Here is a 17,427-nt window from a genome sequence, read left to right on the forward strand (position 1 = left end):
CCGTGGCGGTAGCTGGGGCAGCGGCGCTCAGGGCTGCCGGTCCGCCTACCGGTACAGCGACTACCCGGGCGGCACGGGCAGCAGCGTTGGGTTCCGGCCCATGAGGCTGGCCTTCTGATGGCGCTCGCGCCATCAGAGCGCTTGGCCCTTGGTCCCTTGGCACTCAGCCACGCGCTCACCCGGGGGGCGGGTCCGCCCGGACTCCGGCGCGAACCCCCCCCCCCCCCCCCCCCTTGACACCCAACGGCTCCCCCGGTAGCGTCCCCCGGGCTGAGTGCCAAGGGTCACAGAACCGCCTACAGGCGTTTCACCGGGGGGAGACCTTGCTCGACCAACCCAGGACCGGCCTCCTGCGCTGGATTCGCAAGCGCTACACCGTCATGGTTCTCGACGGCCCGGAGGGCGGCATCCGCCACTTCAACCTCCCGGCCGCCGTCATCCCCATGGTCCTCGTGCTTCTCATCGCGGGTCTGGGCGGCGGGACCGCCGCGTTTCTCGGCTGGACGAGCGGCGCCGTGGAGGAGAGCCACCTCATCCAACTGGAGTCGGAAAACAGCCGTCTCACCGCCCGGCTGATGGATGTTCAGGAGACGGTCCGCAGCTTCGAGGTCCGCATGGAAGAGGCCGCGGATATCGAGCGGGAGTTCCGCAATCTCGCCAACCTCGATCAGATCCCGGATGATGTCCGCCGCCTCGGCGTTGGGGGCCCTCTGGCCCTGTCCGGGTCGCGTGACCTGAACTCCGGCGAACCGGGCCTCGTCATGGCTCGCGAGACGCTCCACCGCCTCGCCGACCTGGAGCGCCGCGCCACATTCCGCTCCGCCAACTTCCGGGAGATGGTCGGCGCACTCCGCACTCGCGAAGACGAACTCTCCAGCACGCCCTCCATTTCGCCGGTGCGCCGGGGGTGGTTCTCCAGCCGCTACGGAATGCGCGAAGATCCCTTCACCGGCCGGCGCAGCATGCACCGGGGTGTGGACCTGAGCGCGTGGACCGGTACGCCGGTGTACGCCACGGCGGATGGCCGCGTGTCGCGTGCCAGTCGCCACTCGACACTGGGGCTTCTGGTGGAGATCAACCACGGGAACGGCATCAAGACGCGCTACGGGCACAACAGCAAGCTTCTCGTCAAGGTCGGCCAGCGTGTTCGCCGTGGGGACATCATCGCGGAAGTGGGCAGCACAGGCCGCTCGACCTCGCCGCATTGCCACTATGAAATCCAGGTGAACGGACGGCACACCAACCCGCGCCGATACATTCTCGACGGGGGCCCACGCGTCGGCTGAGGCCCGTCTCCCGAGGCCGCCATGCTTCTCTCACTCTCCGGCGTCACCTTCGGCTACGCGGCCGAGGACATCTTCCGGAATCTCACGCTGGCGATCCACCCGGGGGAGCACACGGGCGTCGTCGGCCCCAACGGGCACGGCAAGTCCACGCTCCTGCGGATCCTCGCCGGGAGGCTCCCCGTCGACACCGGCGTGCGCACAGTGCGTCGCGGCACGGAAGTGGGCTACCTTCGGCAGTCTCAGGAGTTCCCGGACGATGTGTCCGTCCACGACCTTCTTCTGGCGACCTTTGCGGAGGTTCTGGAGGCCCGCGCGAAGCTGGACGCCGTCCAACTCCGCATGGAGGGCGGCGACGACTCCCCCGGGACGCTGGACGCATTCGGGGAGGCGCAGTACCGCTTTGAGGAGCTGGGTGGCTACGGGCTCGAAGCGCGCGCGGAAGCGCTCGCGGCGGAAGTGGGCCTTACGGCCGAAGACCTCTCGCGGAGCGCCGGTTCGCTCTCCGGCGGCGAACGGTCCCGTTTCGAGTTGGCGCGCGTTCTGTTGCGCAACCCGGAACTTCTCCTTCTGGACGAACCCACAAACCATCTCGACCTGACACAGACGGAACGACTGGAGCGCCGCCTTGCGGAGTACTCGGGCGCGTTCCTTCTCGTCTCGCATGACCGCGCGTTTCTTCGCGCCACCTGTACCACGATTCTGGAGGTGGAGCATCGGGGCGCGGCGCGTTACCCCGGGGGCTATGATCATTATCGGAAGATCCGCAGGGCGCGGCTGGATCGCGCGTTCAAGGAGTTTGTGGCGCAGAATGAACGCGTTCGCGCCACGGAGGATTTCGTACGGCGGAACATCGCCGGGCAGAAGACCAAGCAGGCGCAGGCCCGCCGGAAGATGCTGGAGAAGATCGACAAGCTGGCCCGCCCCGAAGATGTCTGGGAGGCGGCCGGGAACCTGGGGTTCGGCTTTGCGTCGGCGGAACACCCCGGCGGCCGCGAGTCCTTTGTGGCGAAGGGACTCTCGGTCGGGCACGCCGGGCAGCCTCCGCTCATCGAGGGGCTGGACTGGACCCTGCACCGGGGGGATCGAGTCGGGATTGTCGGGCCGAACGGCGCGGGGAAGACCACCCTTGCGAAGGTGCTTCTGGGCAAGGCTCGTCCACTTGCGGGCCTGGCCGAGCTCGGATACCGCGTGAGTCCGGGGTATCTGGATCAGAAGCTCGAAGGCATCCGCGATGAACGAACCCTCATCGAGGAGGTCCAGTCCGTGCGGCCGGACTTCAAGCCGGAGGAGGCGCGGAACGCACTGGGGCGGTATCGCTTCCTCGGGGACGACGCCCACCGCGCCGCGGGCGGACTCTCCGGCGGGGAACGGTGCCGGTTGGCCATGCTGAAGCTTTCGCTGGTGCCGTGCAACCTCCTCCTTCTCGACGAACCGACCAACCACCTGGACATCCCCGCGCAGGAAGTGCTGGAGCGCGCGCTGGCCGAGTACGAGGGCACGCTGCTGGTGGTGTCGCACGACCGGGACTTCCTGGACGCGGTGACGACACGGACGCTTCTCGTGGATGACGGGAAGGCCGCGCTTCACGAAGGATGTTATTCGCGAGCCCGTGCGCGATGGACCGAGAGAGCGAAGGCGGCCGCATCGGCCACAGCACCCCCCCCGGCGGAAGAAGCCGCGCCGCCGAAGGGTGCGCAGACGCGGGAGGCTTCCCGCAGCCGGCGGAGCGAGCTGCAGAAACTCCGCAACAGGAAGGGTGCGCTGGAGCGGAACATCGAGGCGCTGGAGGCGCGCTCCGGCGAACTCCACGAGCAACTGGCCGAAGACCCGGCGGGCGACTGGGAGCGACTCCACCGGCTCAGTGCCGAAGAGCGAGAGGTCGCGGCCCGCCTGGAGCGGCGCGTTCAGGAGTGGGAGCGGGTCTGCACGCGTCTTGAATCGCTCGGGGGCGCGTCGAGCTGACGGCCCGGGACTCGCTGATTCCGGTTGTGCGGCGTGCGTGGTATTGTCGCCCATCGCACTTGCTTCGGGACCGCCCATGATTCCACGCCGGACACCACTTCTTCTTCTGACGGTGGCGCTTCTTGCGTCCCCACCTCCCGTGCGTGCCGCGGTGGGCGTACTGGCCGTGCGTCACTGGTCCGCGCCGGACCATACGCGCATCGTGATCGATCTGGCCGGACCCTCCCGCTTTACGCATCGTTCGCTGACCGGCCCGGATCGCTTCGCGGTGGATATTGCCCGGGCACGCTTCCGGTTTCCCCGGGACGCCGTCACTGTCAACGACGGCCTGGTGAAGCGCCTTCGGTTCAACGCGCTCTCCCGAAGCGGCGCCGCGCAGGTTGTGGTGGACCTGGAACAGCCGTCCCCCTGCCGGGTTTTTTCGCTGGCGAAGATCGACTCCAAGCCGGATCGCATTGTCATTGATGTGACGCGCGCCGCCCCACCCGCCCCGCCCCGCGCGGAAGTTCCGGCGCCGCGTCCGCCACCGGCCGACGGCCCGGGCGGGTTTCTCGTGATGATCGACCCCGGGCACGGCGGGGAAGATCCCGGGAGGCACAACCCGGACGGGCTGAAGGAAAAGACGCTGGCGCTGGATCTTTCGCGGCAGTTGCAGGCGGAGATCAACGGTCGCACCGGGTATCGCGCAAAGCTCACGCGAACCGGCGACTACTTCGTGCCGCTTGCCAATCGCGGCGACATCGCGCGGGATGCGGCGGCCGACCTCTTCGTCAGCATTCACTTCAATGCGGCCCAGGTCCGGTCCGCGCGCGGGACAGAGGTCTACTTCGTTTCGATGAGGGGCGCGACGACGCACGCCGTCCGCGAACTGGAGGCCGTGGAGAACTCCGCCGACCTCGTGGGCGGGCTGCCGCCGGGAGATCCCGCCCGGGCGGATGACCTGACGCGGATTCTCGTGGATGTGCGCCAGAACGACACCGTGGACCGCAGCCAGCGGCTGGCGACCATACTGACCGATTCCGTGGACCAGAGAAGCCGTGTTCCCACTCGCGCCGTGAAGCAGGCGGGCTTTGCCGTCTTGAAGCAGCTCTTTGTGCCAGCGGTGCTTGTGGAAGCCGGATTCCTCACCAACCGCCACGACGAACGCTTCTTCCGGTCTTCGCGGAATCGGGAGAAGTACGCACGGGCGCTGGCCGACGGGATTGTGCGGTATTGCGAGGAAGTGGAGATGCCGCGACGCGGCTGGGCGGTCCATGAAGTCCACCGGGGTGACACCCTCTCCGAAATCGCCCGGCAGTACGGTATGACCGTCCCCGCGCTCCGCTCCGCGAACCGGCTCTCCGGCGACCGCATCCTTGTGGGCCAGAAGCTCCGCGTACGCCGGGGATAGCCCGGCCGCCGCGCCCGTTGTACACTGCGCGGGTCTTCCCGCCCCGACGCGCACCGCCACTTCCCGGGAGAAAAGCCGTGGCCCCCGCCACCCGCCGCCCGACGCCGACCGTTCGCATTGGCGGCGTGCGTGTGGGATCGGCGCACCCGATTGTCATCCAGTCGATGACGAACACGGACACCGCCGACGCGGAGGCGACCGCCGACCAGATTGCCGCGCTGGTGGACGCGGGGTCGGAGATCGTGCGCATCACGGTCAACACGCGGGCGGCGGCCCGGGCGGTCGGGGAGATTGCGGCGCGGCTCGCGAACCGGGGGGTCCGCGCGCCTTTGGTTGGAGACTTTCACTTCAACGGCCATGTGCTTCTCACCGAGTTTCCGAAGTGCGCGGCGGTGCTTGCGAAATACCGTATCAATCCGGGGAATGTCGGGGTGGGGGATCGCCGCGACGAAAACTTCTCCGCCATGATCCGTGTTGCGGTCGAACACGGGAAGCCGGTGCGGATCGGTGTGAACGGGGGTTCGCTGGACGGGGAACTTCTGGCGCACCTCATGGACAAGAACGCTCGCGCCGCAAAGCCGGAGCCCGCGTCTGCCGTCACCACCCGGGCGATGATCGAAAGCGCCGTGCGTTCCGCGAGCGCGGCGGAATCGCTGGGCCTTCCCCACGACCGGATCGTTCTCTCCGCGAAGATGTCCGGCGTGCAGGAACTGGTGGCCGTCACGCGCGGACTGGCGCGCGCGACCGACCTTCCCCTTCATCTGGGGCTTACCGAGGCGGGACCGGGCGCCGCCGCGTCGGCCGCCACGGTTTCCGCGCTGGCGATTCTCCTGCAGGAGGGAATCGGCGACACTCTCCGCGCCAGCCTGACACCCGCGCCCGGAGGGGATCGCGCAGAGGAAGTGCGCCTCTGTCGCCATGTTCTTCAGGCGCTGGGCCTGCGCCGGTTCACGCCCCGCGTCACCGCCTGCCCGGGGTGCGGCCGGACGACCAGCACGCTCTTTCAGGAACTCGCCGCCCGCGTGGAGGAGCGCCTCACGGAACGCATGCGCGAATGGAGCGAGTGCTATCCCGGCGCGGCGGATCTTCGCGTGGCGGTCATGGGGTGCGTCGTGAACGGCCCGGGAGAATCGAAGCACGCGCATGTCGGGATTTCGCTTCCCGGCACCGGCGAAGACCCGAAGGCGCCCGTGTTCATCGACGGCCGCCCCGGCCCGACGCTTCAGGGCGAAGGAATCGCGGACGACTTCCTGCGAATCGTAGAGGAGTATGTGGCGCGGAAGTACGCGGGAGAGGAGGCATCGTGTCGATCGACGGCGCCGGAGAACTGAAGTCCGAACTGGCGGGAATCCGCGAAGGCAACCCCCGGCCGACCTACCTTGTCTTCGGCGCGGAGTCGTATCTTGTGCGGACCGCGACCGAAGCCCTCACCGACGCGCTCACCACCGCTCTGAGTGCGGAGACGGTGCGGGTGGATGCGCAGGGAAAGGACGCGGCCCATGTTGTGGAACCGCTCACGGAGATGTCGCTCTTCGCGTCCGCGCAGGTCACCGTGGTGCGCAACTTCGCCCACCTGCTCTCCGGGAGCGCGGCCGACACGCTGATCGCGGGGATTGAAACGGGACTGGCCGCCGGGAATGCCGTCGTCTTCAGTGCGCCGGGCGGAGCGCCCGGGGATCCCGCCAAGGTGGACAAGCGCGGCAAGGGTTTCAAGGGACTGGCGCGGATCGGGAGCGTGCTGGAACTGAACACGCAGAAGCCGGATGTCATTGTCGAGTGGCTTCGTTCGCGCGCGTCCCGCGAAGGGAAGAAACTCACCCGCGCGGGCGCTTCGCTTCTTCTGGAGCGCGTCGGGCCGGACATGGAAACGCTCTCCGAGGAACTGGAGAAGGCGGTGCTCTTCCGCTGGAAGGAAGACACCATCGACGCGGTCCACCTGGAGTCGCTGGTGGGCAAGACGCGCGAAGATGCGGTCTGGGACATCACCGGGGCCGTCATGAGCGGAAACTCCGCCCGCGCCATGGAACTGCTCGCCGACCTGCTGGCGTCCGGCGTCTACCCGTTGGTGCTTCTCACGCTGCTCGTCCGGCAGGGTCGCCATCTCCTGCAGGCGCGCCTTCTGTGGGAGCGTGCCGGCCGACCCGCGTTTCGCGACCCCGCCGGGTTCCGGTCGCGCATCGCGTCCACCTTCGAGACCGGAGAGTTCGGCAAGGGCGCGGACGATGTCACGGGGATTCACCCCTATGCGTCGTTCAAGCGGTTCGAGGCGGCGACCGATTATCGTCTGGAGGACCTGCGCCGCATGGTCTCCCGTCTGCGCCGGGCGGACCGGGAGGCGAAAACAGGCACGCTGACCGGCCCCCGGGAAGTTCTGGAGGAACTCATACTGGATCTCTGCGCCATGGAAGGGTCGGTCGCGTGAGCACTCTGCTGGGGCAGGAGAGCGTTCTCGAAACACTCCGCGCCGCCGCCTCGGCGGACCGCCTCCCGCACGCGCTTCTTTTCGCCGGGCCGGAGGGCGTCGGCAAGCGGACGGCCGCCGAAGCCTTCGCGCGGGAGTTCCTCACGGCGGGGGACCCGGAGGCCGCCGCCCGCTTCGATCGTCGCGCGGACGACCGGTACCTGCTCTACGCCGACCTTGCCCGTCCGCTCCCGGTGCGCCGCGCGGACCTTCTGGGCGATGGCTTTGAGGAAGAGGATCTTCTCAAAGCCTATACGCGTCTGACTGCGGACGGGTGGATCGAAGGCGTGTCTGCGGCACGGGGCGAGGGGGTCATCGACCTTATCCGGCGAGACCCCGCGCGGTTCACCGGACGAAAGGGCATTCCGTTCGCGGAGATCCTGGAGAAGGGACTGGCCGGTCTCGAGAAGGCGCGCAAGTTGCCGCCACGAACCGCGGAAGTGGCCCGGCGGCTCTTTTCGCCCGGAACGGCCATCACCTGGTATCGCCGCCGCATTGGGATCGACCTGATTCACGGGCGCGGCGACGGTGCGTACTTCCGCACGGTCGCATCGCTTCTGGCGACGACCGCCAACGGCGCGCGGAGAGTGGCCGTGCTCGACGACGCGCACACCATGTCGGTCGAAGCGGAGAATGCGTTCCTGAAGACGCTGGAGGAACCACCCCCGGGGACGCTCCTCATTCTGGTGACTTCGGAACCGCTGTCGCTTCTTCCCACCACGCTCTCGCGCTGCGCACGGATCGTGTTCGGCTCCATCCGCGAGGGGGTGCTGCGGGAGTTCCTGGCCGGGACGCAGGGTGTTGGCCCGGAGGATGCGGCCCTTCTTGCGTCGATGTCCGAGGGGAGCGTCCGGCGTGCGCTGGAACTGCGCGATCTGGACATCTCCCGGCGCAGCGAGGGCGTGACCGAAGTGCTGCAAGCCATCGCGGAGGGCCGGGCGGGTACGGCGCTGTCGATCATCGGGACGCGCGTCTTCCCGAACAGCGGCAAGGGGCGCGACCGCGATGACATCCGTCGGGACGCGTCGCTCTTTCTGGAACTGCTTGCGGTCGGATGCCGCGACATGGTGCTCGCGCGAAGCGTTCCGGGGTTCGTGCCCGGCAGCGGCATGGCACCGGACGAAGCACGCCGCCTGACCCTCCGTATCCCGGCCGGGGAGTGGAGCAGGCTCTTCGATCGCGTCGGAGAGGCCCGTGAGGATATCGAACGCGGCGTCGAGTCGCGTCTGGCGGTCGAGGCCGTCTTCATGGAACTCCCCACCCCCGCGAAGGAGACCTCATGAAACGCACATTCCCGGTTCTGGTGTCAGCGTCCCTGGCGGTCCTTCTCCTGACCGGGTGCGAACACGAGGGTTCGCGGGAAGCGAAAGTTGCCGACACGATGGCGCCTCCCGCAGTTCGCGGAGTGCCCGAGGCGTCGTTCCTGCGGTTTCGAGAGAGCCGCGGCGCGGGGTTGGATCGGGAGAGTCTGGAGATAGAGCTCTTTCAACTGAAGGGAGATGTCGTTCGTGTCCGGGGGAGTGTGCGCGTGGGGATGGCGTCTGTTCCGGTGAGTTCGACGATGACCGCAACCGAGTACGCGGCCGTCTGGCAACGGGTGAAGGACTTGCCGCTGGACAATCTGCGGGCGGAGGAGGATTCCCGAGTCGATCCGCCCGGATGGACGAAGACGGCGTCCGTGGACATCGTGATCGACGACACCACGCGCCTCAAGTCCAGCGCCACCTGGAAGCGACCGCTGGTGGACGAATCGCCGCTTCTGGAACTGGAAGCCCGGCTTCGCGAAGTTCTGCTGGCGTATTCAGAGGCCGAGATCGCGCACATCCACGCGGAGGGCCCGGGGGATCTCCCCGATGTCGGCATTCTCCGCGACAAGGCGATCCGGCGCGCCGAAGAGGCGCTCGGCGACGCGCTTCCCGAGAATCTCCCGGGGGGATCGCCGGAATAGCGTCCGGACCGGCGGTTGTCGGCCCGGGAATCAGGGGCTAACATCGCGGCAGGTGTCGCGCTCTCACTTGGACAGAAAGGACCACGCCCGTTGCGCTGGAAGCGGCTGACTCATCGACTGGGACCGAAGCTCCTCTCTCTCGTGATGGCACTGGCGCTCTGGCTGGGTGTGACGAATCAGATCGAGTTCGAGAAGGACATCGTCTTCCCCATCCGATATGCGGATCTTTCGGAGAAGATCACACCGCTGGACCAACTGCCGGAAGAAGTGCGCACGCGCGTTCGCGCCAAGGGGCGGTTTCTGGCGTACCGATTGCGCGGCGCGTTCTGTCGGGTGGATCTGGCGGCGGCGCAGGTGGGGCACAACTCCGTGGTCGTGACCGGCGGGAACATGATCCTCCCCGACGATGTCGCCGTGACGCGCGTGGAGATCCTCGAACCGCGAAGCATCGCCATGGAGTTCGACGAAACGGTCATCCGCGACATTCCCATTCACGCTTCCGTCACCGGTGTTCCCGAAGAGGGACATGTGCGGGTCGGCAAGACCTTCGTCAATCCCACGGTCGCGCGCGTGCGTGGGCCGCGCCGTCTGGTGGATCCCGTCGCGCTGCTCACCACCGAAGAGGTTTCGCTGGAAGGGGCCCGCAACACGCTTCGGCGGCGCGTCGCGCTGAAGGGGCCGGAAGGGTCGACCGTGGAAGTGACGCCTGAATCCGCGGAAGTCGGGATCACCATTGAACCGATCGTGCGGCAGGAGGTCGCTTCCGTCGCGGCACACTTTGCGGGAGAGTTGCCGCCGGGGATGGTCCTGTCCTGTGAACCGCCCGAAGTCGCTCTGGTGCTCACGGGAGCGCGGAGTCTCGTGGAAGTGACGGCGGAGAGCCTCTCCCGCGTCCTGCTCCGCGCCGGAGCATGGCGGGAAGGGGCGGGCCAGTTTGTCTTCGCGACCGAACGCGAAGGCGAAGCGCTGGCGCTGGTGCCGGAGAACACCACGCGCCCGTCCGCCGACCCGGATTCGCCAGCAGGGTCCGTCGTGACCGGTCCGGTTCAGGTGATCCTGCCGCTGCCTCCCGGCGTGAGCGTGGCGGAGGTCCGGCCTTCCACCCTCACGCTGTCCGTGGGCCGCGCCGCGCCGGACACGGTGTCGGCGGAGGACGCGGCACCGTGATTCTCGGGATCGAGACATCCTGCGACGAAACGGCGGCCGCCCTTCTGGACGCGCAGGGTTGTGTGGTGTCCAGCGTGGTCGCCTCCCAGCGCGTTCACGAACTCTACCGTGGTGTCGTCCCGGAGATTGCCTCCCGCGAACACACGAAACACCTCGTGCCGGTGATACGACAGGCGCTCTCCGACGCGGGCGCGGAGATCTCCGACCTGACGGGTGTCGCCGTGACCGCCGGGCCTGGACTGGTCGGTTCGCTTCTCGTGGGGCTTCAGGCCGCCAAGGCGTTTGCCTCCGCGCGCGGGATTCCGTTCGTCGGGGTGAACCATCTGGAGGGGCATGCGCTCTCTCCGTTCCTGGAAGATCCGTCTCTGCCCGCGCCCGCGGTGGTACTGGTGGCGTCGGGGGGGCATACGATTCTGGTGCGCGTGCACCCGGATGAACCGTTGCGCGTTTTGGGGCGTACGCGGGATGACGCGGCAGGCGAGGCCTTCGACAAGGTGTCGGTGATGCTCGGCCTCGGGTATCCGGGCGGAGGGCCGCTGGAGAAACTCGCGTCGAGCGGAGACCCGCGCGCCTTCGACTTCCCGCAGGCGCGTCTGGAGCGCGGCAGCCTCGACTTCAGCTTCTCCGGAGTGAAGACGGCGGTCCGGATGGCGCTGGACGCGGAACCCGCGCTCAAGAATCAGCCGCAGTCGCGGGATGTGGCCGCGTCGTTTCAGGCGGCGGTCGTCTCCGTGCTGGTGGAGAAGACGATGGAGGCCGCGCGTCGCGAAGAAGTGCCGTCGGTCGCCGTGGCCGGGGGGGTGGCGGCGAATGCCGCGCTTCGGGGTGCGCTGGAGGCGGCCTGCGCGTCTCGCCGGTTGCGGTTTGTGGCCCCCCGGATGGAATGGTGTGGCGACAACGCCGCGATGATCGCCTTCGCCGGAAAACGGCGTCTGGACCGTGGAGAACGCGACGAGACCACCCTGGACGCAGACCCCAATCTGCCGCTGGCGTTTGTTCCCAATCGCGCTCCCCGCCGCCCGAAGCGCCGCGCCTCCTGACCCGGCTCTCGCTGCGAAAATTCTCCCAATGCCGCCCTCAGATGCCGATGCAACGAGGAGACCTCGTAGTCCCCGTCTGCGCGACACAGGAGAGCCGGAACCTTGGACACAGCCCGAATCCTCGTGGTGGAGGACGAACCGCCCATCCGTGAGATCCTCAAGTTCCAACTGGAGGGCGCGGGGTATCAGGTGAGGTGCGCCCGGGACGGCGCGGCGGGGCTCCAGATGGCGCGGGAAGACCCCCCCGACCTGATGCTTCTCGATGTGATGATGCCGGAGATGGATGGCTTCGAAGTGTGCCGACACCTGCGGGACGGGCACGACACGCGTCAGATTCCCATCATCATTCTGACCGCGCGCGGGGAACTCAGCGAGAAGCTCCAGGGGTTGAAGAACGGCGCGAACGACTACATGACAAAACCGTTCGCCATGCCGGAACTTCTGGTGCGCGTAAAGAATGTCCTCCAGTGGAGTGAGTCGCAGCGAGAGGCGAATCCGCTGACCGGGCTTCCGGGGAATGTGTCCATCGAGCGGGAGTTGACGGAGCGACTCGGGTCGAAGAAGCCGTTCGCGTTTCTGTATACCGACATCGACAACTTCAAAGCCTACAACGACTACTACGGGTATGCGCGTGGCGACGAAGCCATTCGCGCCACAGCGGCCATTCTCACCGAGGCCGTATTGCAGCACGGCGAGCAGGGCGACTTCGTGGGGCACATCGGCGGAGATGACTTTGTCATCATGACGGTGCCCGAGCGTGCGGATGAGATTGCACGGACGGTGGTCGCGAAGTTCGACGAAGCGCGGAAAGACCTCATGGACGCGGAAGACCTGGAACGCGGGTTCCTGCGAATCCGGCGGCGATCCGGCGAGATCATGAAGGTCCAGTCGCTCGGAATCACGCTCGCTGTCGTCACCAACGACAAGGGCGAAGTCGGGCACATCGGCCGCTTGGCCGACATTGCGTCAGAACTCAAGAGATACGGAAAAACCATGACCGGGAGCATTGTCGTCCGGGAACGAAGAGGGGACTCATGACACAGGCATCGAACGCGGACGGGTCGTGGCTGCTCTCCGGACCGGAGAGGTTGTGGAAGCACTTTCTGGAGGTTCAGGAGGGGAATCTGCAACTTGCGGAGTCTTCGGGGCGCGTGGTGGAACTGATGCGGCAGACGCTGGCCTCGGTTCCGGGGGTGGGTCCGGGCGCGATCTTCCTGGCCCGGGGCGACAAGGAGTTCACTTGCGTGGGGAGCGGGATCGAGTCGGTGAAGCGGTCGGGGTCGGACACTCTTGCAGAGCAGGAGAAACTGGCGCGCCGGGCGGTTCACGAGGCACGAACCGTGGAGTGCGCGGGGCTTTATGCGGTGCCTCTGGGGCCGGCGGGGCACGCGGTCGGCGCGGTGGTGACTGAAGGAGACCCGGAGGCGATCGAACGGTTCCTGGTGCATGCCGGGCGTGCACTGGTCCGCGAGGTTCGCCGCGAGGGTGAGCAAAGCCTCCGGGATGGCGCCACCGGGTTCACCGACGAACTGGAGCGGTCGCTGGAGATACTGGAGGCACTCGTGCGCGGCGGAGACGCGGCGGACGCGACGCGTGGAGTCGTGAACGGCGTGGCGCGCCTTCCGTGGGTGGCGGGCGTGTCGGCGTGGGTGCTTCGCCCCGAAGACGGGGCGTATCGCGAAGTGGCGGGCGTGGGCACACGAAACGGATGCGGACGCGGCGGCCCGCCCGAACTTCCGGGAAGTGCCCGGCGCGGGGAGGGTTTTCCGAAGTGGCTCGGCGGGCTTCCCCGGTGGTCCGGATACGGATGGGTGGCGCATGGATCGCGCACCGGGGCGTGTCCGGTCGCCAGAGACATGCTCGTGGCGAGCCTCGGCAACGAGGCCCGGCCGCTTCCCGACGGGGCCATTCTCATCCTGCTATCCGGGGCGCCTGACGCGCAGGGCGCGGTGGAGTCGCTCCGCCGGTGGACCACGCTGGCATCTCTCTCGCTGGAGTCGGGAACCGCGCAGAGCCTACGCCATCGCGACCTGGAGAAACTCCGTGCCGAAAACGAACACTTGAACGAGATCTATCGCATGAAGTCACGCTTCATTGCCGCGGTCTCTCACGAGCTCCGCACGCCGCTGACTTCTATCTCCGCGTATGCGGAAACGCTTCGCGATACGGCAGCCTGGGACGACCCGACCACGCGCACCCGCTTCCTGGATGTCATTCGCGGGGAGAGCGATCGCCTTTCGCGCATTGTCGACGACATTCTGGATCTCGCGACGATGGAATCGGGCCGCATGCGCATGGCGTGCCGTCGGATTGCGCTGGGCGATGTGGTGGCGTGTTCCGCCGATGTGATCCGGCCGATTGCGGACGAAGCCGGAGTGCGCCTCGTGCTCCCCGAGTCGATCGAGGCAATGGTCCACGCGGACGCGGACCTCTTGAAGCAGGTGGTGGTGAACCTGCTGGAGAATGCGGTGAAGTTCTCGGCGGAGGGTGGCGAGGTTCGCCTCTGCGTGGACGAGTCCGGCGCTTCGGTGAGGATTTCCGTGGAAGACAGCGGTGCCGGGATTCCAGCCGACCAACTGGACCTGGTGTTCGAACAGTTCTATCAGGTGGACGGGTCCAACACCCGGCAGGCCGGGGGCACCGGGCTGGGTCTGGCCATCTGCCGGAGAATCGTCACCTGGCACGACGGGCGGATTTGGGCCGAAAGTGAAGAGGGGGGCGGAGCGCGTTTCGTCGTGTCGCTCCCGTCGAGACGGGCGACGGCGTGCGGACCCGTCGCTGGAATCGTGGAGATGGAACCGGAAGAGACGCACCGCATCCCGGAACTCATTGTTGAGATGATCTCTGAAGTGATGGGCGTGGACATCGTGTCGCTGATGCTCACCGACCCGTCTTCGGAGGAACTGCACATTCACGCGGCAGTGGGGCTCCCCGTCGAGGTCGTGCGTGATGTACGCGTGGGAATCGGCGAACGGATCTGCGGCGTCGTGGCGCGGACCGGCGAGACACTTCTCATTCCGGATCTGGCGGTGGACGGGCGCTTCGAGTCCGCGCATCCGACACGCTACCGCACAAAGTCGGTGCTCTCCACGCCGGTGAAGATCGGCGGTCGGGTCGTCGGCGTACTCAATGTGTGCGACAAGCGCACCGGCGACACCTTCACCGAGCACGACCGGCGACTCGTGGAACTTCTGTCCGAACGCGTGGCACTCATTCTCGGGAAGATCCGCGAGCACGCACGGTCTCCGGAGTCGCTGCGCAACATGGAGAACTCGCTTCGATGCGTGATCGATGTGCGTCGGCACTACCACCCCAGCGGCAGCGACTTCGACCGGACGCTTCTTGCCGTCTGTGGTGAACTGGATGTCCCGCCCCGGGAGGCATCGCTGATTCACTACGCGGGGATGATGCGCGACATCGGCATGGCGAAGATTCCCGACGGCATCTACCGGCGCTCCACACCACTGGGGTCCGGCGGCCGGGAGATTGTCGAGCGTCACCCCGAAGAAGGCGCGAAAGCCCTTCGCCCGATTGAGTTCCTGCAGGATGTGTTCGACATCGTCATCTCCCACCACGAAGGAGAGGGCGGCGGGTACCCGCGCGGGTTGCCTCTCGGGCGCATTCCGAGGGGCGGGAAGATCCTCGCCGTGGTCGACGCATACCACGCGCTTCGTTCGGACCGGCCGCACCGCAAAGCGGAGGATCGGGAATGGGCGCTGAACACACTGCGCGAGGGCGTGGGAACGAAATACGATGGCGTCGTCGTGGAGGCTCTAGCGCGCGTGCTGGACGCGAACGGAAGCGAAGGAACCAACCAATCTCACGGGAGCGGGTCATGAACGAGAAACGGAAAATACTCGTCGTCGATGACGAGAACTACATTCTGCACATTCTGGACTTCAGTCTCGGTGCGGAGGGGTACGAGGTCATCACCGCCGAAGACGGCGAAGAGGCCATCCTCCGCGCGAAGGAAGATCGGCCGGATCTTGTCGTGCTGGATGTGATGATGCCGAAGATGGACGGGTTTGAGGCGTGCCGCCAGATCAAGCGCGATCCGGATCTCTCGGCGACGCCGGTGATTCTCCTGTCCGCGCGCGGCCGCGACACCGACCAGAAGCAGGGACTCGAAGCGGGCGCGGACGACTACATCACGAAGCCGTTCAGTCCCGGGCGCCTGGTAGACCGCATCCACGGACTGCTGAGCGCATAGGGCAAACCCCACGCGCTCAGTCCGCGCTCTGTCAGTGGCACAGGGTGCAGGTTGGTTCCGCGTCCGTGTGGCAGGTGGCGCAGTAGGCAATGTCGGCCCGGCCTTCGTCTGAATGCAGCCCGCCGTCCGGCAGGCCCGGGTTCACCCAGTCCAGCGACCGGTGGTCCGGCGGTCGAACACCACTTCCCGCATGGCAGTCCAGGCAGAAGCTCCGTTCGTCATGACAGGCACCGCAGTCCGTGAACCCGCCCCGCGCTTCATCCGCGTGCGTGAAGAGGAAGTTCCTCGGGTGGGAGAGCGTCTCGACATTCTCCCCGAGGTGGCATTCCGTACACGACTCCTCATCGACATGACACCCCGCGCAGTCCGCCGCATCCGGCCCCACGGCGTCCAGGCGGTGGGTGAAGAGGAAATCCCCGCGATGGCTGGATGGCGCACCCCCCGAGAAGATTGGCAGATCAGGAAGGTGTTCTCCTTCGTGGCAGTCCGCGCACCCGTCCCGCGAAACAGGGAGAAGCCTCCCGGCGTCCGCATCCATGTGGCACGAAGAGCAATCGATTTCGTTGTCCACGGCGTGGAGATCGTGGGAGAAGGGGGTTCCCGTTTCCGCAACGGCCGCGAAAACAAACGCGAAGGAACCGAGCAGAGCTCCGACGATGCGGAGATTGCGTCGTCCGGTCATCGTCCGGCCCTCCCGTTCTTCCCGTCGTCCGGGATGCCGAAGTTGCAGGTGACGCCACAGAGCAACCGCAGCGCATAGGGGTGCCGGTCGTTGTTGAGGTACTCCAGGCGCGTGTTCCACTTCAGCCGATCCGAAGCGTGGTAATCCGCGGCCAGGGCGAAGGCGGCGGCCCCGTCTTCCACGGGCACCACGGTGCCGCGCTCATACGATTGAAGATTGGCCGTGGCACGGACATCGAGCCCTGGCCGGAGGTTCCTTCGGACTGACCCGAAGAGACCGTTTCGGTCGCCCGCGATTCCCCGGGTGGCGCGGTAACCCACCGACCAGTTCTTCCAGGACACCGTGCCGCGTGCGATGTCGGACCGCTCATCGTCCGTGCTGCGGATGGAGGAAACCCAGTTTGCGGAGAGGGAAAGATCGCGATCCACGGACCACCTCCACGCGGCGCTCATGCGGCGGAAGGCGGCGGGTTCGATATCGGCGAACAGCGAGGCGAAGTAGCCCCCGACGATCTCGGGTCGAGCGCGGTCCCGGTACGCCAGCGTCACGCGATGGTGCGGTGCCGGACGCACCGTTCCGCCGAAGTAGGTCTCCACGGCTTCTTCGGACTCCATGTCGTAACGATGCCCGGCATACGCGGAGGCCACACGCCCGAAGCGGTAGTCCGCGCGCGTGTCCAGATTGCGTTCCGTGGTCTCCGCGTCCCGGCGGACCGTCTCAACCCCGCCCGACAGGCGAAGCGCCCCCGCGACCCGCGCAGCGCTCCAGAATCCCCAGCGCGACCCCTCGTCCCGGGAGAGAAGGAGCAACTCCGTACGCTCCTCATGGCCGAGCGTTCCCCCGTAGGCGAGCAAGTTCACGCGGGATCCCGCACGGACGCGCACCGACACGCCGTCGATTACGCCCGATCCTCCCCCCGCGTGGACATAGTGGCGACCAAGCGCGGCCCGGACGCCGCTGTCCGCGGACCGGTACCGCAGCGCCGCATGATGAATGCGGGTCTTCGTGAGAGAGGGGTCTCCCTCGGAGAGGTCGTTGCGGGACACCAGCGACCCGCGAAAAGAAAGACCCCGGCCCAGCCCCGGCACGGAAATGCCGAGTCTCTGATAGGCCAGGGTCCGTGTTCCGGAATCCGATCCGGATCCGTCTTCCAGAATGTACAGAGTCGTGGCGGCGGTCCCCGAGAGCGACGCGGCATGGGCCGCGCCACCTCCCAGGGCGATCGCCAGGGCGACGGTGAGAAGTCTACCGGGTCCTGACGATCGCAACCGGACACATCCG

General features: G+C 67.1%; 14 protein-coding genes. 12 read left to right on the forward strand and 2 right to left on the reverse strand.

Annotated features, from left to right (window positions below):
- Positions 1–323 precede the first annotated feature (323 nt).
- The 12 genes from QF819_08175 to QF819_08230 all read left to right on the forward strand — a co-directional run bounded on the left by QF819_08175 (position 324) and on the right by QF819_08230 (position 15,464).
- Complete coding sequence (locus tag QF819_08175; protein MDP6803135.1) at positions 324–1,286, forward strand: peptidoglycan DD-metalloendopeptidase family protein; 963 nt, start codon at positions 324–326, stop codon at positions 1,284–1,286.
- Between the two features lie 21 nt (positions 1,287–1,307).
- Positions 1,308–3,248, forward strand: a complete 1,941-nt coding sequence (locus QF819_08180; GenBank protein MDP6803136.1) for an ABC-F family ATP-binding cassette domain-containing protein — start codon at positions 1,308–1,310, stop codon at positions 3,246–3,248.
- A gap of 76 nt (positions 3,249–3,324) precedes the next feature.
- Positions 3,325–4,638: an N-acetylmuramoyl-L-alanine amidase gene (locus QF819_08185; protein MDP6803137.1), complete on the forward strand. Its 1,314-nt coding sequence runs from the start codon at positions 3,325–3,327 to the stop codon at positions 4,636–4,638.
- Between the two features lie 77 nt (positions 4,639–4,715).
- Complete coding sequence (ispG, locus tag QF819_08190; protein ID MDP6803138.1) at positions 4,716–5,969, forward strand: flavodoxin-dependent (E)-4-hydroxy-3-methylbut-2-enyl-diphosphate synthase; 1,254 nt, start codon at positions 4,716–4,718, stop codon at positions 5,967–5,969.
- Entirely contained in the window at positions 5,942–7,060 is a 1,119-nt protein-coding gene (gene holA, locus QF819_08195; GenBank protein ID MDP6803139.1) for a DNA polymerase III subunit delta, read from the forward strand. Before ispG ends, holA begins: the two co-directional genes overlap by 28 nt.
- The gene (locus QF819_08200; GenBank protein ID MDP6803140.1) at positions 7,057–8,382 is read left to right on the forward strand and encodes a hypothetical protein; all 1,326 of its coding nucleotides are present in this window, start codon (positions 7,057–7,059) and stop codon (positions 8,380–8,382) included. The genes holA and QF819_08200 overlap by 4 nt, the downstream gene beginning before the upstream one ends.
- Positions 8,379–9,047, forward strand: a complete 669-nt coding sequence (locus QF819_08205; GenBank protein MDP6803141.1) for a hypothetical protein — start codon at positions 8,379–8,381, stop codon at positions 9,045–9,047. Before QF819_08200 ends, QF819_08205 begins: the two co-directional genes overlap by 4 nt.
- Before the next feature lie 90 nt (positions 9,048–9,137).
- The gene (locus QF819_08210; protein ID MDP6803142.1) at positions 9,138–10,214 is read left to right on the forward strand and encodes a YbbR-like domain-containing protein; all 1,077 of its coding nucleotides are present in this window, start codon (positions 9,138–9,140) and stop codon (positions 10,212–10,214) included.
- Positions 10,211–11,254, forward strand: coding sequence for a tRNA (adenosine(37)-N6)-threonylcarbamoyltransferase complex transferase subunit TsaD (tsaD, locus tag QF819_08215; GenBank protein ID MDP6803143.1), 1,044 nt, complete (start codon positions 10,211–10,213; stop codon positions 11,252–11,254). The genes QF819_08210 and tsaD overlap by 4 nt, the downstream gene beginning before the upstream one ends.
- 102 nt (positions 11,255–11,356) lie before the next feature.
- On the forward strand, positions 11,357–12,292 hold the full coding sequence (locus tag QF819_08220; protein ID MDP6803144.1) for a response regulator: 936 nt from the start codon (positions 11,357–11,359) through the stop codon (positions 12,290–12,292).
- On the forward strand, positions 12,289–15,093 hold the full coding sequence (locus QF819_08225) for an ATP-binding protein (GenBank protein MDP6803145.1): 2,805 nt from the start codon (positions 12,289–12,291) through the stop codon (positions 15,091–15,093). Before QF819_08220 ends, QF819_08225 begins: the two co-directional genes overlap by 4 nt.
- Positions 15,090–15,464, forward strand: a complete 375-nt coding sequence (locus QF819_08230) for a response regulator (GenBank protein ID MDP6803146.1) — start codon at positions 15,090–15,092, stop codon at positions 15,462–15,464. The genes QF819_08225 and QF819_08230 overlap by 4 nt, the downstream gene beginning before the upstream one ends.
- Positions 15,465–15,495: 31 nt before the next feature.
- Here the strand turns inward: QF819_08230 and QF819_08235 are convergent, their stop codons facing one another.
- Positions 15,496–16,146: a cytochrome c3 family protein gene (locus QF819_08235; protein MDP6803147.1), complete on the reverse strand. Its 651-nt coding sequence runs from the start codon at positions 16,144–16,146 to the stop codon at positions 15,496–15,498.
- Positions 16,143–17,414 carry a hypothetical protein gene (locus QF819_08240; GenBank protein ID MDP6803148.1) on the reverse strand — a complete coding sequence of 424 codons (1,272 nt, stop codon included), beginning with the start codon at positions 17,412–17,414 and terminating at the stop codon, positions 16,143–16,145. Before QF819_08240 ends, QF819_08235 begins: the two co-directional genes overlap by 4 nt.
- Between the last annotated feature and the right edge of the window lie 13 nt (positions 17,415–17,427).

The sequence above is a fragment of the Gemmatimonadota bacterium genome, from assembly GCA_030747075.1.
Classification (GTDB): Bacteria; ARS69; ARS69; order ARS69; family ARS69; genus ARS69.